Source organism: Micromonospora sp. MH99 (assembly GCF_021442385.1).
Classification (GTDB): domain Bacteria; phylum Actinomycetota; class Actinomycetes; order Mycobacteriales; family Micromonosporaceae; genus Micromonospora.
In genome coordinates this window covers 1-24,307 of record NZ_MUZA01000048.1, presented here as the reverse complement: position 1 = coordinate 24,307, position 24,307 = coordinate 1, and the positions used below count along the sequence as shown (strand labels likewise).

23 protein-coding genes and 1 pseudogene are annotated in these 24,307 nt (G+C 72.9%); 11 read left to right on the top strand and 13 right to left on the bottom strand.

Translation table 11 applies throughout. From position 1 onward, the window contains the following. Positions 1 to 127: 127 nt before the first annotated feature. Both B0E54_RS22480 and trmB read right to left on the bottom strand, forming a co-directional pair. Positions 128 to 2,641: an RNA helicase gene (locus tag B0E54_RS22480; RefSeq protein WP_234587848.1), complete on the bottom strand. Its 2,514-nt coding sequence runs from the start codon at positions 2,639 to 2,641 to the stop codon at positions 128 to 130. 76 nt (positions 2,642 to 2,717) lie between these two features. Beyond that, the gene (gene trmB, locus B0E54_RS22475; RefSeq protein WP_234587846.1) at positions 2,718 to 3,419 is read right to left on the bottom strand and encodes a tRNA (guanosine(46)-N7)-methyltransferase TrmB; all 702 of its coding nucleotides are present in this window, start codon (positions 3,417 to 3,419) and stop codon (positions 2,718 to 2,720) included. A 130-nt stretch (positions 3,420 to 3,549) separates the two neighbouring features. Here trmB and B0E54_RS22470 point away from each other — a divergent pair, with 130 nt between their 5' ends. After that, positions 3,550 to 4,233 carry a hypothetical protein gene (locus B0E54_RS22470; RefSeq protein ID WP_234587876.1) on the top strand — a complete coding sequence of 228 codons (684 nt, stop codon included), beginning with the start codon at positions 3,550 to 3,552 and terminating at the stop codon, positions 4,231 to 4,233. Between the two features lie 193 nt (positions 4,234 to 4,426). After that, positions 4,427 to 5,023, top strand: a complete 597-nt coding sequence (locus B0E54_RS22465) for a class F sortase (RefSeq protein ID WP_374109301.1) — start codon at positions 4,427 to 4,429, stop codon at positions 5,021 to 5,023. 141 nt (positions 5,024 to 5,164) lie between these two features. Here the strand turns inward: B0E54_RS22465 and B0E54_RS22460 are convergent, their stop codons facing one another. The 4 genes from B0E54_RS22460 to B0E54_RS22445 form a co-directional block, all read right to left on the bottom strand. Continuing rightward, positions 5,165 to 6,040: an alpha/beta fold hydrolase gene (locus tag B0E54_RS22460; protein ID WP_234587842.1), complete on the bottom strand. Its 876-nt coding sequence runs from the start codon at positions 6,038 to 6,040 to the stop codon at positions 5,165 to 5,167. Positions 6,041 to 6,111: 71 nt separating this feature from the next. Next, the gene (locus B0E54_RS22455) at positions 6,112 to 6,429 is read right to left on the bottom strand and encodes an antibiotic biosynthesis monooxygenase (protein WP_234587840.1); all 318 of its coding nucleotides are present in this window, start codon (positions 6,427 to 6,429) and stop codon (positions 6,112 to 6,114) included. A 26-nt stretch (positions 6,430 to 6,455) separates the two neighbouring features. Further along, entirely contained in the window at positions 6,456 to 7,253 is a 798-nt protein-coding gene (locus B0E54_RS22450) for an exodeoxyribonuclease III (RefSeq protein WP_234587838.1), read from the bottom strand. A 37-nt stretch (positions 7,254 to 7,290) separates the two neighbouring features. Continuing rightward, positions 7,291 to 8,211: a proteasome assembly chaperone family protein gene (locus B0E54_RS22445; protein WP_234587836.1), complete on the bottom strand. Its 921-nt coding sequence runs from the start codon at positions 8,209 to 8,211 to the stop codon at positions 7,291 to 7,293. A gap of 401 nt (positions 8,212 to 8,612) precedes the next feature. Between B0E54_RS22445 and B0E54_RS22440 the strand changes: the two genes are divergently transcribed. The 3 genes from B0E54_RS22440 (at position 8,613) to B0E54_RS22430 (ending at position 10,513) form a co-directional block, all read left to right on the top strand. Next, positions 8,613 to 9,458, top strand: coding sequence for a peptidase M23 (locus tag B0E54_RS22440; protein WP_234587833.1), 846 nt, complete (start codon positions 8,613 to 8,615; stop codon positions 9,456 to 9,458). A 106-nt stretch (positions 9,459 to 9,564) separates the two neighbouring features. Next, a complete protein-coding gene (locus B0E54_RS22435; protein ID WP_007457988.1) occupies positions 9,565 to 9,711 on the top strand; it encodes a hypothetical protein in 147 nt (48 codons plus the stop codon). A gap of 46 nt (positions 9,712 to 9,757) precedes the next feature. Then, complete coding sequence (locus B0E54_RS22430; RefSeq protein ID WP_234587831.1) at positions 9,758 to 10,513, top strand: EcsC family protein; 756 nt, start codon at positions 9,758 to 9,760, stop codon at positions 10,511 to 10,513. A gap of 16 nt (positions 10,514 to 10,529) precedes the next feature. On the opposite strand, the gene B0E54_RS22425 is transcribed toward B0E54_RS22430, so the two are convergent. After that, complete coding sequence (locus tag B0E54_RS22425) at positions 10,530 to 11,381, bottom strand: GDSL-type esterase/lipase family protein (RefSeq protein WP_234587828.1); 852 nt, start codon at positions 11,379 to 11,381, stop codon at positions 10,530 to 10,532. A gap of 187 nt (positions 11,382 to 11,568) precedes the next feature. On the opposite strand from B0E54_RS22425, the gene B0E54_RS22420 reads away from it, so the two are divergent. From B0E54_RS22420 to B0E54_RS22400, 5 genes are read left to right on the top strand one after another with little or no spacing between them, the layout of a single operon-like run. Further along, a complete protein-coding gene (locus tag B0E54_RS22420) occupies positions 11,569 to 11,832 on the top strand; it encodes a DUF6343 family protein (protein WP_234587826.1) in 264 nt (87 codons plus the stop codon). A gap of 12 nt (positions 11,833 to 11,844) precedes the next feature. After that, entirely contained in the window at positions 11,845 to 13,260 is a 1,416-nt protein-coding gene (locus B0E54_RS22415; protein WP_234587823.1) for an NADP-dependent succinic semialdehyde dehydrogenase, read from the top strand. A gap of 52 nt (positions 13,261 to 13,312) precedes the next feature. Then, the gene (locus B0E54_RS22410; protein ID WP_234587821.1) at positions 13,313 to 14,278 is read left to right on the top strand and encodes a TIGR03885 family FMN-dependent LLM class oxidoreductase; all 966 of its coding nucleotides are present in this window, start codon (positions 13,313 to 13,315) and stop codon (positions 14,276 to 14,278) included. A 37-nt stretch (positions 14,279 to 14,315) separates the two neighbouring features. Next, on the top strand, positions 14,316 to 15,890 hold the full coding sequence (locus tag B0E54_RS22405) for a Na+/H+ antiporter (RefSeq protein ID WP_234587819.1): 1,575 nt from the start codon (positions 14,316 to 14,318) through the stop codon (positions 15,888 to 15,890). Further along, positions 15,887 to 16,144 (top strand): UBP-type zinc finger domain-containing protein, encoded by a 258-nt coding sequence (locus B0E54_RS22400; protein ID WP_234587817.1) that lies wholly within the window; start codon positions 15,887 to 15,889, stop codon positions 16,142 to 16,144. Before B0E54_RS22405 ends, B0E54_RS22400 begins: the two co-directional genes overlap by 4 nt. A 59-nt stretch (positions 16,145 to 16,203) precedes the next feature. On the opposite strand, the pseudogene B0E54_RS32930 reads toward B0E54_RS22400, so the two are convergent. The 5 genes and pseudogenes from B0E54_RS32930 to B0E54_RS22375 form a co-directional block, all read right to left on the bottom strand. Further along, a pseudogene (locus tag B0E54_RS32930) lies at positions 16,204 to 17,723 on the bottom strand (MFS transporter). After that, positions 17,723 to 17,863 carry a hypothetical protein gene (locus B0E54_RS22390; RefSeq protein ID WP_234587815.1) on the bottom strand — a complete coding sequence of 47 codons (141 nt, stop codon included), beginning with the start codon at positions 17,861 to 17,863 and terminating at the stop codon, positions 17,723 to 17,725. The pseudogene B0E54_RS32930 and the gene B0E54_RS22390 overlap by 1 nt, the downstream one beginning before the upstream one ends. Positions 17,864 to 17,987: 124 nt before the next feature. Next, on the bottom strand, positions 17,988 to 19,238 hold the full coding sequence (locus B0E54_RS22385; protein ID WP_234587814.1) for an HNH endonuclease signature motif containing protein: 1,251 nt from the start codon (positions 19,236 to 19,238) through the stop codon (positions 17,988 to 17,990). A gap of 286 nt (positions 19,239 to 19,524) precedes the next feature. Further along, positions 19,525 to 19,788 carry a hypothetical protein gene (locus B0E54_RS22380; RefSeq protein ID WP_234587813.1) on the bottom strand — a complete coding sequence of 88 codons (264 nt, stop codon included), beginning with the start codon at positions 19,786 to 19,788 and terminating at the stop codon, positions 19,525 to 19,527. A 76-nt stretch (positions 19,789 to 19,864) separates the two neighbouring features. Beyond that, entirely contained in the window at positions 19,865 to 22,474 is a 2,610-nt protein-coding gene (locus B0E54_RS22375; RefSeq protein ID WP_234587812.1) for a glycoside hydrolase family 9 protein, read from the bottom strand. A gap of 273 nt (positions 22,475 to 22,747) precedes the next feature. Between B0E54_RS22375 and B0E54_RS22370 the strand changes: the two genes are divergently transcribed. Further along, on the top strand, positions 22,748 to 23,473 hold the full coding sequence (locus B0E54_RS22370; protein WP_234587811.1) for a PP2C family serine/threonine-protein phosphatase: 726 nt from the start codon (positions 22,748 to 22,750) through the stop codon (positions 23,471 to 23,473). 6 nt (positions 23,474 to 23,479) lie between these two features. Here B0E54_RS22370 and B0E54_RS22365 read toward each other — a convergent pair. Further along, a partial coding sequence (locus tag B0E54_RS22365; RefSeq protein ID WP_305076142.1) for an ATP-dependent helicase C-terminal domain-containing protein occupies positions 23,480 to 24,307 on the bottom strand: 828 nt, incomplete at its 5' end.

Here is a 24,307-nt window from a genome sequence, read left to right as displayed (position 1 = left end):
TTCAGGAGCGGTATTAGTACATACATTCTAATCGACACCCCTGACATCGCCCAGTGAAAACGGAGGTGCGGAAGACGCGACAAAGGGGGCCGCCCGGCGTGCGGACGACCCCCTGTCGAGACGGTGGCTAGAGCTGGCCGACGTCCGTGATCCGGACGACAGCCGCCCCGACCTCGTCCGAGGCGACGAGGTCGATCTCCGCGCTGATACCCCAGTCGTGGTCGCCGTCCGGGTCGTCGAAGATCTGCCGGACGGTCCACCGCTCCCGGCCCCGCTCGATCATCAGCAGCGCCGGGCCGCGGGCGTCCGGCCCGACGCCTATCGAGTCGTACGCCTCGAAGTACGGCGCGAGGGCGTCGGCCCACGCGTCGTAGTCCCAGCCGTCCTCGGCGTCCAGCTCGGCGAGCAGGTCCCAGCGGCGCAGCGCGGCCAGCTCGACGCGGCGGAACAGCGCGTTGCGCACCAGCACCCGGAACGCCCGCGCGTTGCGGGTCACCGCGGGTGGCCGGTCGCTCAGCGAGGCGTGCGCCTGGGCCACCTCGGCCACGTCGGACGGGTTGCGCAGCCGCTCCCACTCGTCGATCAGGCTGGAGTCGACCTGGCGGACCAGCTCGCCCAACCACTCGATGAGGTCGATCAGCTCCTCGGTCTTGGCGTCCTCGGGCACGGTCTGGCGCAGCGTCTTGTACGCGTCGGCCAGATAGCGCAGGACCAGCCCCTCGGAACGGGTCAGCCCGTAGAACTGCACGTACTCGGTGAAGGTCATGGCCCGCTCGTACATGTCGCGGACCACGGCCTTGGGGGAGAGCTGGTGGTCGGCGACCCACGGGTGGCCCTGCCGGTACATCTCGTACGCGGCCTCCAGCAGCTCCGCCAGGGGCTTCGGGTGGGTCACCTCGTCGAGCAGTTCGAGGCGTGCCTCGTACTCGATTCCCTCGGCCTTCATCGCGGCGACGGCCTCGCCGCGGGCCTTGAACTGCTGTGCGGAGAGGATCTGCCGGGGGTCGTCGAGGATCGATTCGATCACGCTGAGCACGTCGAGCGCGTACGACGGCGACTCGGCGTCGAGCAGCTCGATGGTGGCCAGGGCGAGGGGGGAGAGCGGCTGGTTGAGGGCGAAGTCGAGCTGGAGGTCGACGGTGAGGCGGATCCGCCGGCCCGTCTCGTCCGGCTCGGGCAGCTCCTCGACCACCCCGCCGGCGCGCAGCGCCCGGTAGATGGCGATGGCCCGGCGGATGTGCCGGCGCTGGGCGGCCGGCTCCTCGTGGTTGTCGGTGAGCAGGTGCCGCATCGCCGTGAAGGCGTCCCCGGGGCGGCCGATGACGTTGAGCAGCATCGAGTGGCTGACCTGGAAGCTGGAGGTCAGCGGCTCCGGCTCGGCGTCGACGAGGCGGTCGAAGGTGGGCTGACCCCAGCCGATCGAGCCCTCCGGCGGCTTCTTGCGGACGACCTTGCGGCGCTTCTTGGGGTCGTCGCCGGCCTTGGCGAGCGCCTTCTCGTTGTCGATGACGTGCTCGGGAGCCTGCACCACGACCCGGCCGATGGTGTCGTAGCCGGCCCGGCCGGCCCGCCCGGCGATCTGGTGGAACTCGCGGTTCTTGAGCAGTCGGGTGCGCACCCCGTCGTACTTGGACAGGCCGGTGAACAGCACGGTGCGGATCGGCACGTTGATGCCGACGCCGAGAGTGTCGGTGCCGCAGATGACCTTGAGCAGGCCGGCCTGGGCGAGGGTCTCCACGAGCCTGCGGTACTTGGGCAGCATGCCGGCGTGGTGCACGCCGATGCCGTGCCGGACCAACCGGGACAGCGTCTTGCCGAAGCCGGAGGTGAACCGGAAGCCGCCGATCGCCTGGGCGATCATGTCCTTCTCGGCGCGGGTGCAGACGTTCACGCTCATCAGCGCCTGGGCGCGTTCCAGCGCGGCGGCCTGGGTGAAGTGCACGACGTACACCGGGGCCTGCTTGGTCTCCAGCAGCTCCTCGAGCGTCTCGTGCAGCGGCGTCATCGCGTACGAGAAGATCAGCGGGACCGGCCGCTCCGCCGAGCGCACGACGGCTGTCGGCCGACCGGTGCGTCGGGTCAGGTCGTCGACGAACCGGGTGGTGTCCCCGAGGGTGGCGGACATCAGGACGAACTGGGCCTGCGGCAGCTCGATGATCGGCACCTGCCAGGCCCAGCCCCGGTCGGGCTCGGCGTAGAAGTGGAACTCATCCATGATCACCTGGCCGACGTCGGCCTTGGCGCCCTCGCGCAGCGCCAGGTTGGCCAGGATCTCCGCGGTGCAGCAGATGATCGGCGCGTCGGCGTTGACGCTGGCGTCGCCGGTGAGCATGCCGACGTTCTCGGCGCCGAAGACCTCGCAGAGCGCGAAGAACTTCTCCGACACCAGGGCCTTGATCGGCGCGGTGTAGAAGGTCGTCCGGCTGTCCGCGAGCGCCGCGAAGTGCGCCGCGATCGCCACCAGGCTCTTACCCGAGCCGGTGGGCGTGTTCATGATCAGGTTGGCGCCGGAGACGATCTCGATGACCGCCTCCTCCTGATGGGGGTAGAGGTCGAGGCCGCGCTCCTTCGCCCAACTGGCGAACGCGTCGAAGAGGGTGTCGGGGTCGGCGCTTGTCGGCAGCGCGGCGGTGAGCGTCATATCCCGTCCATGGTGCCTGGATCATGCCCCCGCGCGCCAACCCGACCTCCGGCGGGCACCCGTCCGGGCCGGCCCGTCACCGTCGGCGGTAGATCAGGTCGGCGACCGGCCGCCCCGCGGTGATCGCCCGCCGCTCGAACTTCGTCACCGGGCGGTGCGCCGGACGCGGCGCGAAGCCGCCGTACGCGTCGACCAGCTCCGGGTCGGCGTCCAGGGTCTCCCGCATCGCCTCGGCGTACTCGGCCCAGTCGGTCGCGCAGTGCAGCGTCCCGCCGGGAACCAGCCGGGAGCGCAGCAGCGCCACGTGCGCCGGCTGGATGATCCGCCGCTTGTGGTGGCGGGCCTTGGGCCAGGGGTCGGGAAAGAAGATGTGTACGGCGTCCAGGACACCCTCGGGCAGGCCGCTGACCAGCTCCAACGCGTCGCCCTGGGCCACCCGTACGTTGCCGAGGCCATCGCGGTCCACCAGGTCGAGCAGGTTCGCGATTCCCGGCGTGTGCACCTCGACCGCCAGATAATCTCGATCCGGGTCGGCGGCGGCCATCGCGGCGGTGCTGTCGCCCATCCCCGAGCCGATCTCCAGCACCACCGGGGCCCGGCGGCCGAACAGGGCGGTCAGGTCGACGGGCTCGCCCGACACGTCCCGGCCGTAGGTCGACCAGAGCCGCTCCAGCGCTTCGGTCTGGCGGCCGCTCATCCGGCCCCGTCGGGGGTGGAAGGTGCGGATCGTCCGGCCCGCGGGCGGGACGGCGGCGGGGTCAGGGTCGGTGGTGGTCACAGCGGTTCGAGGGTACGCGACGTCGTCCGCGGATCGGATGTGATGTGCGACAGGTAATGAGAGGATCGATCTGGTACGGCAGGCCGGGCGGTCCGCTGCCCGGCGCGGTCCTACGGCGTCGAGAGGGGGCATCGTGGCAGTGACCCGCGGCGGCGTGACCCTGTCGGTGGTGACCGTGCTCGCCGGCCCCCTGCTGGCCGCCGCCCCCGCACACGCCGCACCCGCTGCCGGCGGTCCCGTGGCCGCCGCGTCGGTGCTCGCCGCGCCGGCTGCCCTCGTCTCCGCCGGTCTCGTGCCCGTCGCCGGCCCGCTCGTGTTCGCCGCGGCGGCGCCCGGGGGTCAGCCCGAGAGCCAACCCGGGGGCGCACCGCAGCCCGGCCCGGTGGACGTCTTCGTCGAGGTGAGTCCCAGCACGGTGCAGCCCGGTTACCTGGTCGGCATCCGCGCCAGCTGTCGGGACAACTCGGTGGGCGCCACAGTCGTCTCCGACGCGTTCGGCGCGGTCGGCGTGCAACCGCAGCGCGGCGTGCTCACCGCCGCGCCGATGGTGCGCGAGCGGACCCGCCCCGGCAACTACCGGGTCAAGTTGGAGTGCCGCGACGGCGAGACCGCGTCGACGATGCTCCAGGTGGTCAAGAAGGTGCCGTCCCCCCAGCCCAGCCGGGGCCCGGCCACCGGCTTCGGCGGCACCTCCGGGGGGATGACCGGCAAGCTGCTGTTGCCCGGCGGTGCGGCGCTCACCATCACCGGGCTGATCCTCGCCGTGGTGGCAATGCGTCGGCCCCGCGCCGTCCGTGGCGTCGCGCGCCGCTGAGCCCGCCATGGAGATCTTCCGCCCCACGCCACCCCCCGCCGGCTCCCGCCCGCCCCCGGGCTCCCGTCCACCTGCCGGTTCGTGGTCGCCCGACGGCGCAGAGCGGGCCTCCGAAAGACCACCGGTCGCGAGCCGGCCGCCGACCGCCGTCGCTCCTCGGCGCAGCCGTCCGTCGGGCCGTAGCCCCTGGTCGGTGCCGCTGGCTGTGGTGCTGGTGCTGGCGGGGGTCTTCGCCACCGGGGCGGGGCTGGGCCGCTCGGTCGGCCCGCTCGACTGGACCCCGGCGGGCGGTGACCGCCCACCGCGCAGCGAGACGGTCGGGTTGTCGGCCAGCCGCCCGGTGCGGCTTACCGTCCCGGCGATCAAGGTGGAGGCGCCGGTGGCGCCCGTCGGGCAGGCGCGGGACGGCACCATCGCCGTACCGCCGTTGGAACGGCACAACGAGACCGGCTGGTACGACCGTGGGCCGACCCCCGGCGAGCCCGGTCCGGCGGTCATCGTCGGCCACGTGGACACCAAGAGCGGCCCGTCGGTCTTCTATGACCTGGGCAAGCTCAAGCCCGGTGACCTGATCGAGGTGGCCCGGGCGGACCGGTCGACTGTGGTGTTCAAGGTCGACACCGTCGAGCACTTCCCGAAGGACCGGCTGCCCGCCGAGCGGATCTACGGCCACGACGGCCCCGCCGGCCTGCGGCTGATCACCTGTGGCGGCCAGTTCATCGGCGGTCGCACCGGCTACGCCGACAACGTGATCGCCTTCGCCACCCTCCAGTCGTCGCGCAAGCCGTGAGACGGACCCGGCCCGCCCGCCCGCCTGCTCGGACGAACCCCTGGCGCTTGATCGACTCGGAATCCTTGAAGTCGCGGTGTCCGGCCGACCCGGACAGACCGGTTTCGCCGAACCCGAGTGGATCAAGCAGTACGGGCCGCGTCAGCGCAGGAAGTCCAGGAGCTGGCGAACCGTCTCGTCGGGGGCCTCCTCCGGGATGAAGTGCCCGACCGGCACCGGCCCGCCGCGTACGTCGTCGGCCCACTCCCGCCAGATCGCGATCGGGTCGTCGTAGAGCTTCGCGACCTGACCCTCCTGGCTCCAGAGGAACAGCAGCGGGCACCGGATCTTCCGGTTGCCGCGGTCCGCCTCGTCCTGCTGGTAGTCCAGCGTCGCGGCAGCGCGGAACTCCTCGCAGATCGCGTGGACGGTGTCAGGGTCGCTGAACTGCCTGACGTACGCCGCCCGCACCTCGGCCGGGAAGGCGTCCTTCACCTTGGGCCAGGTGCCGAGCATGTAGTCGACGAGCACGGCGGGCGCCGCGCCGATGAACTGCTCGGGCACCGGCGCCGGCGCCGCCAGGAAGGACCAGACCCAGTAGGAGAGGCTGAACGCCTTGTCGGCGCGGTTGTAGACGTCCCCGACCGGCACGACGTCCATGACCGCCAGCCGGGTGACGGCGTCCGGTTCGTCCAGCGCGAGACGGTACGCGCACCGGGCCCCGCGATCATGGCCGACCAGGTGGAACCGGTCATGACCCAGGTGCCGCATCACCTCGATCTGGTCACGGGCGATGGCGCGCATGGTGTACGGCTCGTGATCGGCGGTGCTCGGCGGTGTGCCGCTGTCTCCCCAGCCGCGCAGGTCGGTGGCGACGACCGTGAAGTGCTCGGCGAGCCGGGGCGCCACCGTGTGCCACATGAGGTGCGTCTCCGGGATGCCGTGCAGGAGCAGCACGGGTGGCCCGCTGCCGCCCCGGCGTCCGTGGATCGTCGCGCCGGACGTGGGGATGTCGAACTCTTCGAACCCGTCGAACATGGCCGGACGCTATCAGCGCAGGTCACCGCCCGGGCGGGGTTCCGACGAGCCCAGGATCGTCGGCAGGTGGGTCAGGGCGCAGGGACGTGCAGGGCGACCTCGAATTCCAGGAGGCTGGCGCCGCTGGACACCGGCGGGCGGGGCTTGTCGCCGGGGGCGGCGGCGTGGGCCTCGCGGGAGGGGCCGGAGGCCCAGGCCTGGTACGCCTCCTCGCTCTCCCACCTCGTGTAGACGAAGTAGCGGGTCTCCCCGGCCACCGGGCGGAGCAGTTCGAAGCCGAGGAAGCCGGGGGAGTTCTCCACCGCGCCCGCCCGGGCCGCGAACCGCTTCTCCAACTCGGCGCCCGCGCCCGGCGGAACCTCGATTGCGTTGATCTTCACGACTGCCATCTGCCCACCCTAGCCAGCGCCGGCGCTCAGAACGCCTCGACGGCGGGGACCAGATCGGCGTCGACCACGATCGGGGCGTGATCGGACGGGCCCTTGCCCTTGCGGGCCTCCCGGTCCACGTACGCCGAGCGGACCGCCCGCGTGAACGGGGCCGAGGCGTACACCAGGTCGATCCGCATGCCCTTGTTCTGGTGGAACATCCCGGCGCGGTAGTCCCAGTAGGTGAACGGGTGTGGCCCCTTCATCGGGGTCGGCACCACGTCGCTGAGCCCGAGGTCGCGCAGCGCGGCCAGGGCGGCCCGCTCGGCCGGGGTGACGTGCGTGGAGTGGGTGAACACCGCCGGGTCCCAGACGTCGGCGTCGGTCGGTGCGACGTTGAAATCGCCGCACACGGCCAGCGGCGGGCCGCCGGCCAGCTCCGCCTCCAACGCGTCGCGCAGCGCCGCGAACCAGGCCAGCTTGTACGCGTAGTGCGGGTCGTCCGGTGTGCGGCCGTTGGGCACGTACACCGACCAGACCCGCAGCCCGTCGCAGGTGGCGGAGATCGCGCGGGCCTCCGGTGCGGGAAAGCCCGGCTCAGCCGCGAAGCCGACGCGGACGTCGTCCAGGCCGACCCGGGACAGGATCGCCACCCCGTTCCAGCGGCCGTCGCTGTGGCTGGCCACGGTGTAGCCCAGCTCGCCCACCTCGGCCACCGGGAAGGCGCCGTCCGGGCACTTCGTCTCCTGCAGGCAGACGACGTCGGGCCCGGTGCCGGCCAGCCACTCCAACAGCCGGGGCAGCCGGGCCTTCACCGAGTTCACGTTCCAGGTCGCCAGGCGCATGTCTCCACCCTGCCGCATCCGCTGCCGTGTCGCCGGGTCAGCTGCCCGGGGTGTCGCCGGGACGGGTCTGTTCGGCCAGGAACCGTTCCAGCTCCGCGCCGAGCTCGTCGGCGGTGGGCAGCGGGCCGGCGTCGGGGGCGAGCAGGTTCCGCTCGCCGCGACCGCGGGCGAACGCGTCGTACTGCTCCTCCAGGGCCTGGACGAGGGCTGCGGCGTCCTCGGTCTGGGCGACCTGCCGGTCAATCTCCACCCGGACCACCTCGGCGGCCGAGCGCAGCCCGTCGCCCGGCAGCAGCAGCCCCGTGCTGCGCGACACCGCGCTCAGGAGCACCTCGGCGGCGGCCGGGTACTCGGTCTGCGCCACGTAGTGCGGCACGTGCGCGGCGAACCCGAGCGCGTCGCGGCCCTGCTGGCCGAGGCGGAACTCCAGCAGGTGACCGACGCTGCCGGGCACCTGGACCCGTTGCAGCCAGGGCTCGTACCCGCTGATCAACTCCGGGCGGGTGGCGTGGGCGGTCACGCCGGTCGGCCGGGTGTGCGGCACCGCCATCGGGATCGAGTTGAGCCCGACGGTGAGCCGTACGTCCAAGCGGGCGGCGAGCCCCGCGACGGCGGCGGTGAACCGCTCCCACTGCAGGTCCGGTTCGGGGCCGGTGAGCAGCAGAAAGGGTGTCTCGTCGTCGTCGTTCAGCAGGTGCAGCTCCAGCTTGGGGGCGTCGAAGCTCTCCCAGTGGTCCTCGACGAAGGTCATCACCGGTCGCCGGGAGCGGTAGTCGAAGAGCTGGTCCACGTCGAAGGTGGCGATCGGCCGGCCCTCGAGCGACGTGAGCAGCTGCTCGCGGGCCAGCCGGCTGGCGTTGCCGGCGTCCACGAACCCGGTCAGGGCCTGGACCAGGACCGGTTGCCCGAGGTCGGGCAGATCGTCGGTGAGCTGATAGAGCTCGTGTGGGTCGAGCACCGGTGCGGACCTCCCTGAAATGTGCCTACGCGGATGCCGACACGGTGGACGGCACCCGATTCGGGCAACGTACCCGCCATCCTGGCGCATTCCTGCGTCGGGCGATCCGTCGACCGTCGGCTGGGCGTGATCGGACGAACCACCCGATTACGTCGTTCGGCCGATGGGCGGTTCGGCCCAAAGGCCGAGTTTGTCGATCATGTCGGTCCTCGCGGCCCGATGTCCGTCCCTGTCGCCGTCCGTGCCGGCCCACGTGCCGCGCCGGTTTTCTCCGGTACGCGAGGTCCGTTCCCCGGGCGGGTCGAGCCGCCCCGCTCGTCCACCCGGAGACCCTGATTCTGTGGCGAGGGCCACGTGATCACTGTGCGTGATCGGGGTTTCCGCCTGCCTAGCCTCGGTTGATGCGTGACGACGGCACCCTCGACGACCCGTACGCCCCGAGCAGCCCCACTACCGAAACGGAGGAAGGCACCTCAGCCGAACGGACAACCGCCGCGAGTCGGCTTCGGGCGTACGCCCGCGACCTGACCGGTCGACGCCGCGCCCAGGTGGCCCTCGCCACCGGCGTGGTCTGCTGCCTCGGTCTGACCGCCGTCGCACAGGTCCGCGACGAGACCGCCGGCGCGGCGACGCGGGCCGACAGCAGCACCGAGCTGGCGCAGCGCGCCGAGCAGCAGAGCGCTTCCCGCTCTCTCGACCGTGCCGCCACCCCCTCCGCCACCCCGTCCGCCTCGGCTACCTCCGCCGACCCGGACACCACCGCGCGTGCCCGCAAGGCCGCCTCGGCGCGGCCGACCGACCCGGCGCCGGTCGTCGGCCTGAGCGACGACCAGATGGAGAACGCCGAGGCGATCGTCAACACCGGACGCAAGATGGGCGTCCCGCGCCGTGGCCTGGTCATCGCGGTGGCGACAGCCATGCAGGAGAGCAACCTCTACAACGTCGCCAGCGGCGTGCTGCCGGAGTCGCAGAACTACCCGCACCAGGGCGTCGGCTGGGACCACGACTCGGTCGGCCTGTTCCAGCAGCGCTCCAGCAGCGGCTGGGGCCCGGTCGGCCGGCTGATGGACCCCGAGTTCGCCACCCGGCAGTTCCTCAGCGCGCTGGAGCAGGTGCCCGGCTGGCAGCAGATGCGGCTCACCGACGCCGCGCAGGCGGTGCAGGTCTCCGCGTACCCCGAGCACTACCAGCAGCACGAGTGGCGGGCCACCCGGGTCGTCGACGCCATCGTGCCGGCCGGGCGGTAGCCTACCGACCACAGTGGACGGTGAGGGTTGAGCCTGTCGCGTCCCGGGTACATCCGTTGCGGGTTCGGGGTACACATGACTGAGGGATCACCGACAGGAGGACGTTATGTCTTTGATGCAGCGGATCAGCACCTTCCTGAGATCGCCCAAGGGTCAGCAGCTGGTGGACCGGGGTCGGCGCGAGCTGGCCAAGCCCGACAACCAGCAGAAGCTCAAGGGGTTGGCGGCGCGACTGTCCAACCGCCGCCGCTGACCGCGCCACCGGCCGTCCTGCCCGTACCCACCCCTGGGGAGACCCGGTGACCGACACCCCGCCCGCCGGCGGTCAGCCCGCCCCGTCCACGCCCGAGCCGTCGGCAGGCCTGCCGGCCGTGCCGGTGGCCGTGCCCGAGGGGCCGCCGGCCCGACTCTGGGACCGGATGCGCGACGATCCGCAGTACGCCCCGGAGCACCTCGCCCTGGAGGCGGTGCGCCGGCTCGGGCCGGAGGCCGCGCAGTGGGCCGCCCGCGTCCGCAGCGAGCACCCCGGTGTCTCGTCCGACGTCCTTGCCGACCAGGCGGCCCGCAAGTTCGTCAACCTGGCTCGCCTGTCCGGGGCGGTCTCCGGAGCGGCCGGGCTGCCAGGGGCCGTCCTCGACGTCGGCGTGCTGGCCTGGACCCAGGCGCGCATGGTCCTGCACATCGCCGCCGCGTACGACGTCGACCCGCTGCACAGCGACCGGGCCACCGACCTGCTCGTGCTCCAGCGGGTGCACAAGGTCGCCGAGAGCGCCCGCCTGGCGCTCGGGGTGGCCGCCGGCCGGGAACGCGCCGACGCGCTCTTCGGCCTGGGCGGCCAGCGCCCGCTCGGGCGGGTGATGTTGCAGCTCGGCGTCCGGCTGGCCCAGATGGCCGGCGTCCGGGCGGCCAAGCGACTCGTCGCCAAGATCGTCCCGGGGGCGGCGATAGTGCTCGGCACGTGGGCCAACTCGTCCGCGACCAAGGACCTGGCCGAGCGCTCCCGGGCGCTCTACGGCCGGCGCGGCACCGCCGTCCCGGAGCCTCGCCGCTCCTGAACCATCCTCGGGTGGTTCAGTCGGCCAGGCCGGACGAGCGCCAGGTCACCTCGGCCAGCCGGCCCTGACCTGTGGCGTTGGGGTGGAACCAGTCCAGCGGGTTGAGCAGGCCCAGGGTGAAGCGGACCTTGTGCGCCGCGCCCCCGTCGTGCCGGCAGCGCGAGCCGTACGCCCGGCAGGCCGCCACCAACTGCGCGTTGTACGCGTCGATCCGGGCTCGCACGGCGGCGCGGCGGGCCTTGTCGGCGGGCGCCGTCGACGTCGCGTTGGCCAGCAGCGCCGGGCAGATGCCCCGCCGCCACGCGCGTGCCGCCCGCGCGTCGCCGTGCCCGACCTCCCAGAGCCGGTAGAGGTCGGGGATGCTCACCACCAGCACCCGGGCCTTCGGCCGGCCGGTCCGCAGCACCCGCAGACCCCTGTCGACGTCGGCCCGGAACTGCGTCACCGGGGTCATCGCGTCCACCCCGCCCCGGCAGATGTCGTTGGCGCCGATCAGCACGGTGATGTAGTCGGCCCGGTCGCGTACGGCCGCCTGCGCCTGGCCTTCGAGGGCGTCGGCGCGCGCGCCGGGCCGGGCGTGGTTGTACGCCTTGCCGCGGATCGCGGAATTCTGGTCGAGCAGCCGCCGGTAGTGGCTCTGCACCCGCAGGCCGTCCCCGGTCGACCAGGAGTTGCGCTCGCAGGAGGTGAGCACCAGGCAGGAGGCGAAGCCGGTGCTGATCGAGTCGCCGAGCGCGGCGATGCCGCCAGGCCCGCTGGACGACGGTGCGCTCTTCGTCGGACGGGGGGAGGCCGACGTGCCCCCCTCGCAGGCCAGCGCCACAAGCGCGGCGAGACAGGCCAGGGCGGCAACCCAGCGTCGAGGCATGACATCCCCCGTCTAGCAGCACAGAGCGACAGCGCGGTAACTGTATGCGCTGGACGTGGTCGGGCGGGAAGTTGCTGTCGGGTATGCGGCCGAGTGCCGTCGAACGAGCGGCGGGAGTGCTATAAGCGCCACCAGCGCGGACGATGGCTGCCGGTTAACGGCGCCGATCGGGGGTAGGTCAGGAGGTATGACGAGATCGCAGCCCCGGCGTGCCCGTGGCACGGTCGGCCACGCGTACAGCGCGCTGAACCTCCGGCTCACCCTCGCCGGCTTCGGGTTGGTGATCATGGTGCTGTTCGCGGTGCTGGCGTTCTGGGCGGGGCTCGCCTGGCTCGGCGTGCTCTGCGCGATCTTCGCAGTCGTCGCCGTGGTCGACCTGATCGTGATCCAGCGCCGCCGCGCCGCTCGCCGCCGCGAGGAGCCAGGCGTACGACACTCGCTGTTCGAGTGACAGGAGGACGAGATGCCCCACATCGCCACCACCAACCCCGCCACCGGACAGGTGCTCAAGACCTACGAGGCGATGTCCACCGAACAGCTCGACGCCGCCATCGAGCGCACCGACCTCGCGTACCAGCAGCTGCGCGGCACAGGCGTCGACCAGCGCGCCCGGTGGATGAACGCCGCCGCCGACCTGCTGGACGCCGAGCGCGACGAGATCGCCCGGATCATGACCACGGAGATGGGCAAGACGTACGTCGCGGCGCAGGCCGAGGTGACCAAGTGCGCCACCGCCGCCCGCTTCTACGCCGACAAGGCGCCCGCGTTCCTCGCCGACCAACCGGCCGACGCCGCCGCCGTGAAGGCGACCCGGGCGTTCATCCGCTACCAGCCGATCGGCGTGGTGCTCGCGGTGATGCCGTGGAACTTCCCGCTGTGGCAGGTGATGCGCTTCGCCGCGCCGGCGCTGATGGCCGGCAACACCGGCCTGCTCAAGCACGCCTCGAACGTGCCGCAGACGGCGCTGCTGCTGGAGGACGTGTTCCGTCGCGCAGGCTTCCCCGAGGGGGCGTTCACCACAGTGCTGGTGGGCTCGGACGCCGTCGAGCGGATCCTCGCCGACCCCCGGGTCCGCGCCGCCACTCTCACCGGCAGCGAGGCGGCCGGGCGTTCCATCGCCCAGATCGCCGGCCGGGAGCTGAAGAAGACAGTGCTGGAGCTGGGCGGCAGCGACCCGTTCGTGGTGATGCCCTCGGCCGACATCGACGCCGCCGCCGAGGTCGCCACCACGGCCCGCTGCCAGAACAACGGCCAGTCCTGCATCGCCGCCAAGCGGTTCATCGTGCACACCGACGTCTTCGACGCGTTCGCCGAGAAGTTCGCCGCCAACATGGCCGCGCTGCGCGTCGGCGACCCCATGGAGCCGGGCACCGACGTGGGTCCGCTGGCCAGCGAACGCGGTCGCGACGAGGTGCACGCGCAGGTGCGCGACGCGGCGGACAACGGCGCGACGGTGCTCTGCGGCGGCGAGGTGCCCGCCGGCGACGGGTGGTTCTACCCGCCGACGGTGGTCACCGACCTCACCCCGCAGATGCGGATGTGGTCCGAGGAGGTCTTCGGGCCGGTCGCCGGCCTGTACCGGGTGTCCTCGTACGCCGAGGCGATCGAGGTGGCCAACGGCACCAGCTTCGGCCTCGGGTCGAACGCCTGGACGCGGGACGCGGCCGAGCAGGAGCGCTTCGCCACCGACCTGGACGCCGGCAACGTCTTCATCAACGGGATGACCACCTCCTACCCGGAGCTGCCGTTCGGTGGCGTGAAGAACTCCGGCTACGGCCGGGAGCTGTCCGAGCTGGGCATGCGGGAGTTCTGCAACATCAAGACGGTCTGGGTGGGTGAGGGAGCCGCGTCGGCCGGTGCCGGCGCGCACGCCGAGTAGCTTCCCGCGCGGTACGCATCACCTGACGGCGTCATGGGTAGGAAGTGCGCCCATGACGTCGTTCGGATTCCACGCCTCCCACGAGCAGATCCCACCCCGCGCCCTGCTGGAGGCGGTGATGCACGCCGAGCGGGCCGGCTTCGACGCCGCCATGTGCTCCGACCACTTCTCCCCGTGGAGCACCCGGCAGGGTGAGTCCGGCTTCGCCTGGTCCTGGCTGGGCGCCGCGTTGCAGGCCACCGGCATGTCGTTCGGCGTGGTCAACGCTCCCGGTCAGCGCTACCACCCGGCGATCATCGCGCAGGCGATCGGCACCCTCGGCGCGATGTACCCGGGCCGGTTCTGGGCGGCCCTCGGCACCGGCGAGGCCAGCAACGAACACATCACCGGCGACCCGTGGCCGCGCAAGGACGTCCGCGCCGCCCGGCTGCGCGAGTGCGTGGACGTGATCCGGGCACTGCTGGCCGGCGAGGAGGTCAGCCACGACGGTCTGGTCCGGGTGGACCGGGCCCGCCTGTGGACCCGCCCCGAAGAGCCGCCCGCGCTGGTCGGCGCGGCCGTCAGCGTGGCCACCGCCCGCTGGTGCGCCGAGTGGGCCGACGGACTGATCACCGTGAACGCGCCGGTGGAGCACCTGCGCGAGATGATCGACGCGTACCGGGACGCCGGCGGGCGCGGTCCACTGCACCTGCAGGTGCACGTCTCCTGGGCGCCGGAGCAGGCGCAGGCCGAGGCGCTCGCGTACGACCAGTGGCGCAGCAACGTCTTCACCCCTCCGGTCTGCTGGGACCTGGAGACCGTCGAACACTTCGACGTGGTCTCGGCCGACGTGCCGCCCGAGCGGATCGCCCAGGTGGTGAACATCTCCGCCGACCTCGGCCGGCACGTGGGCTGGCTCCAGGAGTACGCGGCGCTCGGCTTCGACCAGATCGCCCTGCACCACGTGGGGCAGGAGCAGCGCGGGTTCATCGACGCGTTCGGCGCGGAGGTGCTGCCCAAGCTGCGCTCGGCGGGCTGATCGGGCGTCGCTCGCCCGACCCCTAGGCTCGTACCCCATGGAAAGCCTGTTTCCGGTCGTCGTCTTTCTGGCGATCGCCACCCTCGGCGCGGCGCTGGCCCGCCGGCTCGGCCTGCTCGCGCCGATCGTGCTGGTCGTGCTCGGCCTGGCGCTCTCGTTCGTGCCGGGCTTCCCGCACATCGAGCTCGAACCGGAGCTGGTGCTGATCGGCATCCTGCCGCCGCTGCTGTACGTCGCCGCGCTGGACACGTCGGTGCCGGCGTTCAAGAACAACATCCGGCCGATCCTGCTGCTCGCCGTGGGCCTGGTGCTGTTCACCGCGTTCGCGGTGGGCGTCGTGCTGCACCTGCTGCTGCCGCAGGTCCCGTTCGCGATCTGCCTGGCCCTCGGCGCGGTGGTCGCACCGCCGGACGCCGTGGCCGCCACGGCCGTCGCCCGCCGCGTCGGCCTGCCCCGCCGGGTGGTCACGATCCTGGAGGGGGAGAGCCTGGTCAACGACGCCACCGCGCTGGTGCTGCTGCGGGTCGCGACAATGGCCTCCATCGGCACGGCCGTCGGCACCGAAAGGATCGCCCTCGAAGTGCTGCGGTCCACCGGCGGCGGCATCCTGATCGGGGCGCTCGGGGCGCTGGTGTTCGGCTTCCTGCACCGGCGGATCAGCGACCCGCTGCTGGACAACGCCCTGTCGTTGATCATCCCGTTCGCTGTGGTGTTCAGCGCCGAGCACCTGCACGCCTCCGGCGTGGTCGCGGTGGTCGTCACCGGTCTGGTGCTCGGGCACAAACTGCCGCAACTGCTGTCGGCGGCGTCCCGGTTGCAGGTCGGCGCGTTCTGGCGGCTGGTCCGGTTCCTGCTGGAAGGACTGGTCTTCCTCCTGGTCGGACTGCAACTGCGGGAGGTGCTGCGCGAGCTCGACGAGCCCACTGGCTCACTCGTCCTGATCACCTTCGGGGTGCTCGCCACCGTCTTCCTGACCCGCTTCGTCTGGCTCTTCCCCGCCACCTACCTGGCCCGGTTGGTCCCCCGGATCCGCCGCCGGGATGCGGCCCCGTCACCGAAGGTCCCGATCATCATCGGCTGGGCCGGAATGCGGGGCGTGGTGACGCTCGCCGCCGCCCTGGCCCTCCCGCTGACCCTGGCCGACGACGAGGCGTACCCCCGGGCCCTGTTCATCTGGTTGGCCTTCGCGGTGATCGTGGTCACCCTGGTCGGTCAGGGCGCGACGCTGCCGCTGGTCGCCCGACGGTTGAAGCTCCCGCAGGACGACCCGGTGCAGGACGCGTTGTCGGCCGCCGGAGTGCAGCAGCAGGCCAGCCGGGCCGCACGGGACCGGTTGGAGGAGCTGGCCGAGAGCGCACCGGGGTCCGTGGTGGATCGGCTGCGCCGGGTGCAGGAGGACCGCACCAACATGGCCTGGGAACGGCTCGGCGGCGACGAGCGGGAAACCCCGTCGCAGGCGTACGGTCGGCTGCGACAAGAGATGATCGACGCCGAGCGGGACGTGTTCCGGGCCGCCCGGGACGCCGGTCGAATTCCTGAGGAGGTGCTGGTGCGGGCCTATCGTGACCTGGACCTGGAAGAGTCGTTGCTGCGGCAGGAGGTCGAGCAGTGAGTTGTCAGCACCTGACCGAGGCCGGCACGGCCGAGCCGCGCACCCCCGACGAGTGCGCCGACTGCGTCGCCAGCGGCGACACCTACTGGGTGCACCTGCGTACCTGCCTGAGCTGCGGCCAGGTCGGCTGCTGCGACTCGTCGCCGAACCAGCACGCGAGCAAGCACTTCGCGTCCACCGGCCACCCGGTGATCCGCTCGGCGCAGCCGGGCGAGGCCTGGCGCTGGTGCTTCGTTGACGAGGAGATCGGCTGACCGATCCCGAACGCCGTTGACCGGCCGGTCCTGCCCATCGCAGGACCGGCCGGCATCGTTCACCGGCTGGTCCGGGACGGCGTTGCGGGGCGGCCGGCATCGTTCACCGGCTGGTCCGGCACGGCGTCGCGGCGGCCGGGAGGCTGGCCACCGCTTACCCGGCCAGCGCGGTCCGTCGTTGCCGGGCCCGGCGTCGCGGGGCGGCCGGCGAGGGCCCAGCGGGTGAGCGCGGGGCTGGCCAGACCCACCGCGGCGAAGAGCGCACCGACGGCCACCCAGCCGGGCATCCCGCCGTCGAGCACCACGAGCGTCAACAGGGCCGGGCCGACGGCACGGGCCAGACCGGCCAGCATGCCGTCCGCTCCCTGGTAGGCGCCCACCGCGTCCGGCGGAGCGAGATCGTAGGCGAGTCCCGCTCCGCCAGCGGAGTGCCACAGGTCACCGGCGGTGTAGACGACGGTGGCGATCAGCAGCAGTGCGACGGCCGCAGTGGTGGGCAGGCGGGCCGTGGCCGCGTACAGCAGCATCGCGGCGGCCAGCACCAGGCCGGCCCGGCGCATCGTCCGCGCCGCGGGAGCGGCGGTGTCCGCGCCCCGGCTCAACCGCACCGCCAGCAGGACGGTGAGCGCCGTGTTCGTCAGCAGCACCGCCGACACGACCGGCGGGATGCTCCGACCACTGTCACCGCCCAGAGCGGCACCACCAGCGTGAGGATCGTCTGATGCAGGGCGAGCACCGCCGACGCGCCGCTCACCGCGAGGAAACGGCCGTCACGCAGCGGCCGCCCACGGCGGGCAGCGGCCGTCGGGGCCAGCGCGGTCGGGGCCGCCTCGGTCGGGGCGAGCGCGGTCGGGGCCGGCATGGTCGAGGCCGGCGCGGTCGATGGCTGCTCGGTCGAGGCCGGCACCGAGGGCCGCGCGGTCGAGGGCTGCGCGGTGGGGGCCAGCGCGGACGAGGGCTGCTCGGTCGGGGCCGGCGCGGCCCGGCGCTGCGCGGTTGGGGGACAGGCCGGCAGCCGCAACAGCAGCGCCGCCGACACCAGATAGGTGGCGGCGTTGCCGGCCACCAGGATCTGGTACGCCAGGTGCGTGTCGGCGGCCAGCGCGAACCCGGCCAGACCCGCCCCGACCCCGATGCCCAGGTTCGCCACCGCCCGTAGCGTGGCGAAGGCGTGCACCCGGCCCTGCGGGCCGGCGACGGCGGCGACCAGCGCGGCGCGGACCGCGAGGTTGCCCGAGGCCAGGAGCAGGTCGAGCACCGCGACGACGAGGAACACCGCAAACGAGCCGACCAGCAGGTACGTTGCCGCGACGACCGCCTGGAGCACCTGGAGGACGGCCCGCAGCGTACGCGGGTCACGTCGGTCGGCCAGACCGCCGAGTGGCACGCTGGCGGTCAGACCGACCAGCCCCGCGACGCTGAGCCCGACGCCCACCTGAGCGGCCGAGAGCCCCACGTCCCGGGTGAGATAGATGGCGGCGCCGGTCAGCCACAGTCCCGAGCCGACGGTGTTCGCCAACGTCGCGAGGGAGAGGGTGCGCAGCCGCCCGGACGGCGGCAGCGGCGAGACGCCCCGCATCAGCGCGCGATGACCACGGCCGAGGCGAAGTCGATGACCCGGTCGCCGGGGGTGGCGAGATCGCCGTCGGTGACCTGGGCGCGGTGCGTGGCCCGGTTGCTCCCGGTGGCCCGTTCGAACGTGTCGCCGTTGACAGTCATGGTGGCGACGCTAGGCAGGCCGCGCGGAGTTGGCGGTCCCGAACGACGCGACGCCCGTCACACCGCCCCGACGCGATGGCAGGAACTCCGGGGTTGGGCTCGTGCCTGGCCGGGTGGGCTCTGGTCACGTCCGCTGGTGGTAGTGGTTGCGGCGGGGGACCTGTGCGGGGTCGAGCCAGGCCGGTGGGATGAAGTCGGGGTGGCCGTCGTTGCCGAGGCGGATGGTCCAGTCGCCGTGGTGGATGTGTCGGTGGTGGTGACCGCAGAGCAGGACGGCGTTGGGCAGGCTGGTGTTGCCGCCGTCGGCCCAGTGGTGGATGTGGTGGGCGTCGCACCAGCGGGGTGGGCGGTCGCAGCCGGGGAAGGCGCAGCCGCGGTCGCGCAGGACGAGTGCGCGGCGGAGTGGGCCGGTGATGAGGCGGCGTTGTCGGCCGACGTCGAGGGTCTGGCTGGTGCTGCCGAGGACGGCGGGCAGGATGGCGGCGTCGCAGGCGAGGCGGCGGACCGTCTCCGGGGTGAGACGGGGGCCGGTGTCGAGGGTGCCGGCGTCGAGCTGCCGGGCCAGCGTGTCGAAGCTGGTGGTGACGACGATCTGCGCGGGCTCGCCGCCGTGCTCGGGTAGCTCGCCGGTGCGCAGGGTGAGGCGGCAGAGGTCGGCGAGCGCGTCGTGGCGGCGTTGCCCGGGACTGCGCGCGTCGTCCGGGCCGGACGGCGCGGTCAGCGGGTCGATCGCGGCGCGGAGCAGGCCGCCGGCCTCGGCGTCCAGGGTGCCGCTGAGCCGCAGTCGGCCGTCCGACAACTCGGACAGTGTGACGTGCCGGTCCCGGTCGCAGCGGCGGGCCTCGGCCTCCAACGCGGCCCGGGCGGCGGCGTCGGCGACTTCCGGGGCGACGTGGTCGAGGATCCGCGTGCCCAGCTTGCGCAGGACGGTCGGCTCGAACTGCCCGGCCCACCCGACCAGCATGCCGACGGCCTTGTCGGCGGCCTCGGCGCCGGCGGCGTTGTGCACGGTGCGGACCGTGTCGTCGATGACGCGGGCCTGCTCCACGCTGATGTCGCCGCTGGCCAGAGCGGCGCGCACGCCCGGCGCTCCGGCGTCCATCGCGCCGGCGAGGTCGACCAGCCGGCGGGCGGCGGAGACCGTGAGTCGTAGCCGGTCACGCAACCAGACGGCCGTCGAGGACGCGCCCTGGGCCTGGGCCGTGCCGCGACCGTCCAGCTCACGCACCAGCGCCAGCTGCACGGCCGCCAAGCGCTGCTCGAGCCGGTGGGCGGTGTCGAGTGCCGCGACGAGGTCGGGCTCGGTGAGCGCCCAGGCCGGGGCGTCGACGCACGCGGCGACCGCCGCCTCGGCCTGCGTCAACTCCTCCACCATGGACCGAGAATAGAACAGGTGTACGACAACTTTTGTGCCACGACCCGCAGCGCGTCCGGCAGCTCGACCTGCGCGATCCGCAGCGCCTGGCCGCAGCGCCGGGGTCGTGCCGTGGGTCAGCGCGCCCGTGCCGCGCAGTCGTCTGCTGTCCGGTGGCCGTGAGCACCGACCGCACCGGGCGCGAGACGCAGACCCTGAGGCACGCTGAAACGGCCCGCACCTGCCGGGTGCGGGCCGTTCTGCCGTCCGATGCCGCTGCCCGTCACATCGACTGTGGAAGCGGGTGTCAGGGCGTGCCGCCGGAGTCGCTGGCGACGCCGCTGTTGTAGGCCTGGTTGTCGTCGCCGCCGTACCCCTTGCCGCGCAGACTGCCACGGCGCTGGCGGCGCTGCTCGTGCCCGCTGGCCCGGATCGCCTGGCGGGCTCGGCGCATCGTCTCGTCGGGTCCGTCTGTCCGGGCCCGGCGACGGCGCAGTAGTGCGAAGAGCGCCAGGACGGCCAGCACCACGGCTGCCGCCGCCCCGGTCAGGAGCCACGTTCGTCCATCCATGTTCGTGATGGTAGGTACGCGGGTCCAGCCGAGCTGGTGGCCGCCCGGGGGGAGGGCGGCCACCAGCCGTGCCTGCTCAGGACAGCGAGCAGGGGTTTCCGTTGACGGTGACCAGACCCGGCTTGGGGTTGGCGCCGCCGTTGGTCGTGGCGTTGAAGCCGAACGTCACAGTGCCGCCGGGGGCGATCTTGGCGTTGTACGACTCGTTGCGTGCCGTCACCGTCGCGCCGGCCTGGGTGACCTTCGCCAGCCATGCCTCCCGGACGCGCTGGTCACCGGTGAACGCGAACCGTACGGTCCAGCCGTTGACGGCGGTGGTGCCGGTGTTGCGCACGGTCAGCTGCCCCGTGAAGCCGGTGCCACCCTCCCAGGCGCCGTAGTTGGCGTAGCTCACCGAGCAGGTGGAGGCCGGCACCGCGCCGGCCTCGTCCTGGTCGGCCAGGAACGAAGAGATCCAGGCCAGCGCCGAGTTCCAGTTGATCGCGACCTCGTTGGTCGAGTACGAGTTGATGTCGTCGACGTAGCAGAACATCGGCTTGCAGCCGGCGAGCAGCTGCGCCGCGAACGGATCCTGCAGGGCCGCATTCGCGCCACCGGCGAGGGAGCCGTCGGGCGGGCGGGGCAGGTCGGGGTTGAGCTGGTGGCCGAAGATCCGGCTGTGCTGGTTCTGGGCGTTGTGCTCGCCCCAGCCGGTGACGTACGAGATGTTCAGGGCGTTGCGGCCGAGGATGTAGTCCATCGCCTGGACGGCGCCGTCGCGGTAGGTGGCGTTGCGGGTCAGGTCGAAGGCGGTGGCCAGCACGATGGCGTTGTTGATGATGCTGCTGTTGCCGCCCCAGAAGTAGCTGGCGGCGTCACCGGGCATCGGCAGTCCGTACGCCTGCCGGCGCAGCTCGGCCAGGTACGCGTCGGCGGCGCCGGTGACCGAGGCGCGGACCCGGGTCAGTTCGGCGGCCGGCAGGCCGTTCGGCACGGTGGCCAGGTCGAGGCGGCCGAGCGCCGCGACGCTCTGCCAACCGAAGCCCCGAGGGTCGAACACGTCGCCGGTGTGGTGCGGCGAGGCGCTCAGGTCGGTCAGGTAGGACTGCTCCCCGGTGCTGAGGTACAGCTCGACGGCTGCCCAGTAGAACTCGTCGGTGACGTTGCCGTCGTCGTACGCGCCACCGCCGGTGCCGTCGTTGGGGCTGGCGTACACCGCGGGATGGGCCTTGGCGGCGGCGTAGGCCGTCTTCGCGGCAGTGGCGCAGCGGCCGGCGAACGCCGCGTCGTAGGGGGCGAACAGCCGCGCGCACTGGGCGGCGGTGGCGGCCAGGTTGAGGGTGGCCGCGGTCGACGGCGGGTGCAGCTCACGTGGCTGCGGGTCGTCCTGCGGGGCGAGCGGCAGGCCGGTCCAGTTCTGGTCGTGGATCTTGTGGTGGACCATGCCGGCGAGGGGCTTGCCGGCCGGCACCTGCATGCGCAGCAGGAACTCCAGCTCCCAGCGGGCCTCGTCGAGGATGTCCGGCACGCCGTTGCCGCGCTCGGGCACCCGCAGCGAGCCGTCGGCCAGCCCCGCGCCGCCGTCGGCGGTGGCCGCCGTCTTGGTCCGCTCGAACGTGTTGAGCAGCTGGTAGGTGGCGATGCCGCCGTTGACCACGTACTTGCCGTGGTCGCCGGCGTCGTACCAGCCGCCGCGCACGTCGAGCGAGTAGTCGCAGACGCCGGGCTGGCAGGGCACGTTGGTGTCGCCCTTGTTGGGGGCCACGCCGAGGTGACCGGCGGGGCGGGCGTACTCGTCGCCGATCAGGTCACCGTCGATGGCGATGCCGCTGCGCTGGGCGTAGAAGAACTGCAGCGAGTCGGCGCGCAGCCGGTCGTAGAGGGTGCCGGAGATGTCGAACGGGTGGCTGGTCTCGCCGTCGACGGTCAGGGTCAGCCCGCTGCCGGGCGTGCGGTAGCTGGAGAAGTCGACGGTCTGCACGTTCTGCCCGGAGGCGGCGTCGACGCCGCGCGTGGTGGTCGTGCCGCTGGCCAGGACCGCGCCGGCGGCCGAGCGCAGCTGCCAGGGCAGCGCCGCGGTGGCCTCGGTGACCACTGTGGCGTTCTTCGGGCCGCCGGGCAGGTAGCCGACCTGGTTGACCCGCACCCGCGGCCCGGTGTCCGGCTCGTACGGCGCGGGCGGCTCGCCGCCGCGCAGCGAGACGTCGTCCAGGCAGATGGTCTGCGCCTGCGCGCTGCCGCCGACCTGGAAGATCAGTTGGGCGTTCGGGTTGTCGTCCGGGACGGTGAAGGTCTGCTCGACCCGCTGGGCGGTGCCGGTCGCGGTGGCGTCCACGGCGGCGTACGTCGTGTACGGGGCGCTGCCGAGCTGCAGCACGGCCTTGACCGCCGCGCCGGGGGTGGCGGAGACGGCGAAGCCGAGGGTGTATTCGGCGCCCGCGATCAGCGGCACCCCGTCCTGGCCGATGCCGGCGTCCCAGGGGTTGGCCAGCCCGCCGGGGACTGTGGTGCAGAGCCGGCCGTCGGTGACCGCGAGGGCGCCGGTGCCGAAGGAGAACCAGGGGCTCACACCGGCGCTGAAGTCGCCGTTGTCGATCTGCTCGGGGGCGTCCGGTGGAGGGTCGGCGTGGGCCGCGCCGGCGCCCGCGCCGGTGAGGGCCAGGGTGGTCGCCGCGGCCAGGAGGAGGCGGCGTCGGGATGGCGTCACGGGGAGTCCTTCCGGGACGGGAAGAGGAACGGTGATGGTGTGCGGTGGTGCGGCAAAACCTGGGAGCGCTCCCAAGTATCGGCTCGATGTTTCCAGTGGCGGATCGCCGTGTCAATTGATCTGACTGGATGGGTTCTGGCGCGCGACGAGGGCGGCCGGTCCGGTCGCGCACCGTCGTCGCGTCGGCCGGGCAACGTGAGATTGACCGCGCCACGCCCCGTCGTCCTGATCTCCTAGAGACAACTGCGCCCTTCGCCTGGCAGGCTGCCTCCCATGACCCTGAAGCTGCGTTCCGTGGGAACGAGCGACCGTGGGCTGATCCGCAGCGGAAACCAGGACGCCCTGCACGCCGGCACCTGGCTCGTCGCCGTCGCCGACGGCATGGGCGGAATGGCCGCCGGTGACCTGGCCAGCTCGCTCACCATCGACGCGGTCGCTCCGCTGGACGTGGAGACACCCGAGGACGCTCTGGTGGCGGCCCTGCAGGACGGCATCGCGCTGGCCACCGCCCGCATCCGGCAGGCGGTCGCCGACGACCCCGAGCGCCAGGGCATGGGCACCACGCTGACCGCCCTGCTCTTCGCGCGTACCGGCAGCTGCCTGGCCCTCGCCCACGTCGGTGACTCGCGGGCCTACCTGTTCCGCGAGGGTGTGCTCAAACAGGTCACCCGCGACGACACCTTCGTCCAGATGCTCGTCGACCAGGGCGTCATCACCGCGGACCAGGCGAGCAGCCACCCGCGCCGGGCGGTCGTCACCCAGGCGTTGCAGGGCGAGGACGTCTCACCGTCGTACGCGACGATGGTGCCCCGGGCCGGCGACCGCTGGCTGCTGTGCAGCGACGGCCTCTCCAACGTCGTCCGCCCGGACACCCTGGCGGAGGTGCTCACCGGCTACCCGGACCGGTCCGCCTGCGCCGGCAAGCTGATCGACCTGGCGCTGCACGCCGGCGGGCCGGACAACGTCACAGTGGTGGTGGCCGACGTCGTCGAGGAGTAGCCCTCCTCAGCGCCGACGCGGCGCGGCACGCCGGGTGGGCGTCGCCGTGCCCGGGTCCTCCGGCCACGGATGGCGGGGATAGCGACCGCGCAGCTCCGAGCGGACCTGCGCGTAGCCGGTACGCCAGAACGAGGCGAGATCCGCGGTGACCGCCACCGGTCGGCCGGCGGGGGAGAGCAGGTGCAGCAGCACCGGCACCCGGCCGCCGCCGATGCGCGGGGCGGCCGGCCAGCCGAACGTCTCCTGGAGCTTGACCGCCAGCACCGGCGCCGCCGGCTCGGCGTAGTCCACCCGGATCCGCGAGCCGCTGGGCACCTCGATGCGTTCCGGCGCGAGCTCGTCGAGGCGCGCGGCCTGCGCCCACGGCAGCAGCCGGCGTAGCGCCGAGGTCACGTCCACCCGGCTCAGGTCGGCGCGTCGGCGGGCGGCGGCCAGTTCCGGCCCCAGCCACGTCGGCGCGGCCGCGAGCAGCGCCTCGTCGCCGACGTCGGGCCACTCGTCGCCGAGGTGGTGCCGGCAGAACGCCATCCGCTCGCGCAGCCCTCGTGCCGCCGGCGTCCACGGCAGCAACCCCAGCCCTTCCTGGCGCAGGCCGGTCAGCAGCGCCGCCGCCACCTCCGCCCGGTCCGGGCGGTCCAGCCGCCGCGCCACCAGCTCGATCGCGCCCAGCCGGGTCACCTCACGGGCGACCACGTCCCCGTCGGACCAGCCCACCTCGCGGCGCGTGGACAGCAGCGGGCCGGCGGCCTCCCGGGCGGTCGCCTCGTCCAGGGGGGTGGCCCGGCGGATCCGCGCCGACGGCGTGCCGGGGCGGCGGTCCGCGACGGCCACCGC

Excerpts from the sequence above, each read along its gene's own strand:
- B0E54_RS22480 (WP_234587848.1), bottom strand. The coding sequence starts at position 2,641 with ATGACGCTCACCGCCGCGCTGCCGACAAGCGCCGACCCCGACACCCTC.
- B0E54_RS22460 (WP_234587842.1), bottom strand. The coding sequence starts at position 6,040 with ATGTTCGACGGGTTCGAAGAGTTCGACATCCCCACGTCCGGCGCGACG.
- B0E54_RS22455 (WP_234587840.1), bottom strand. The coding sequence starts at position 6,429 with ATGGCAGTCGTGAAGATCAACGCAATCGAGGTTCCGCCGGGCGCGGGC.
- B0E54_RS22450 (WP_234587838.1), bottom strand. The coding sequence starts at position 7,253 with ATGCGCCTGGCGACCTGGAACGTGAACTCGGTGAAGGCCCGGCTGCCC.
- B0E54_RS22440 (WP_234587833.1), top strand. The coding sequence starts at position 8,613 with ATGCGTGACGACGGCACCCTCGACGACCCGTACGCCCCGAGCAGCCCC.
- B0E54_RS22435 (WP_007457988.1), top strand. The coding sequence starts at position 9,565 with ATGTCTTTGATGCAGCGGATCAGCACCTTCCTGAGATCGCCCAAGGGT.
- B0E54_RS22425 (WP_234587828.1), bottom strand. The coding sequence starts at position 11,381 with ATGCCTCGACGCTGGGTTGCCGCCCTGGCCTGTCTCGCCGCGCTTGTG.
- B0E54_RS22420 (WP_234587826.1), top strand. The coding sequence starts at position 11,569 with ATGACGAGATCGCAGCCCCGGCGTGCCCGTGGCACGGTCGGCCACGCG.
- B0E54_RS22415 (WP_234587823.1), top strand. The coding sequence starts at position 11,845 with ATGCCCCACATCGCCACCACCAACCCCGCCACCGGACAGGTGCTCAAG.
- B0E54_RS22410 (WP_234587821.1), top strand. The coding sequence starts at position 13,313 with ATGACGTCGTTCGGATTCCACGCCTCCCACGAGCAGATCCCACCCCGC.
- B0E54_RS22405 (WP_234587819.1), top strand. The coding sequence starts at position 14,316 with ATGGAAAGCCTGTTTCCGGTCGTCGTCTTTCTGGCGATCGCCACCCTC.
- B0E54_RS22390 (WP_234587815.1), bottom strand. The coding sequence starts at position 17,863 with ATGACTGTCAACGGCGACACGTTCGAACGGGCCACCGGGAGCAACCGG.
- B0E54_RS22385 (WP_234587814.1), bottom strand. The coding sequence starts at position 19,238 with ATGGTGGAGGAGTTGACGCAGGCCGAGGCGGCGGTCGCCGCGTGCGTC.
- B0E54_RS22380 (WP_234587813.1), bottom strand. The coding sequence starts at position 19,788 with ATGGATGGACGAACGTGGCTCCTGACCGGGGCGGCGGCAGCCGTGGTG.
- B0E54_RS22370 (WP_234587811.1), top strand. The coding sequence starts at position 22,748 with ATGACCCTGAAGCTGCGTTCCGTGGGAACGAGCGACCGTGGGCTGATC.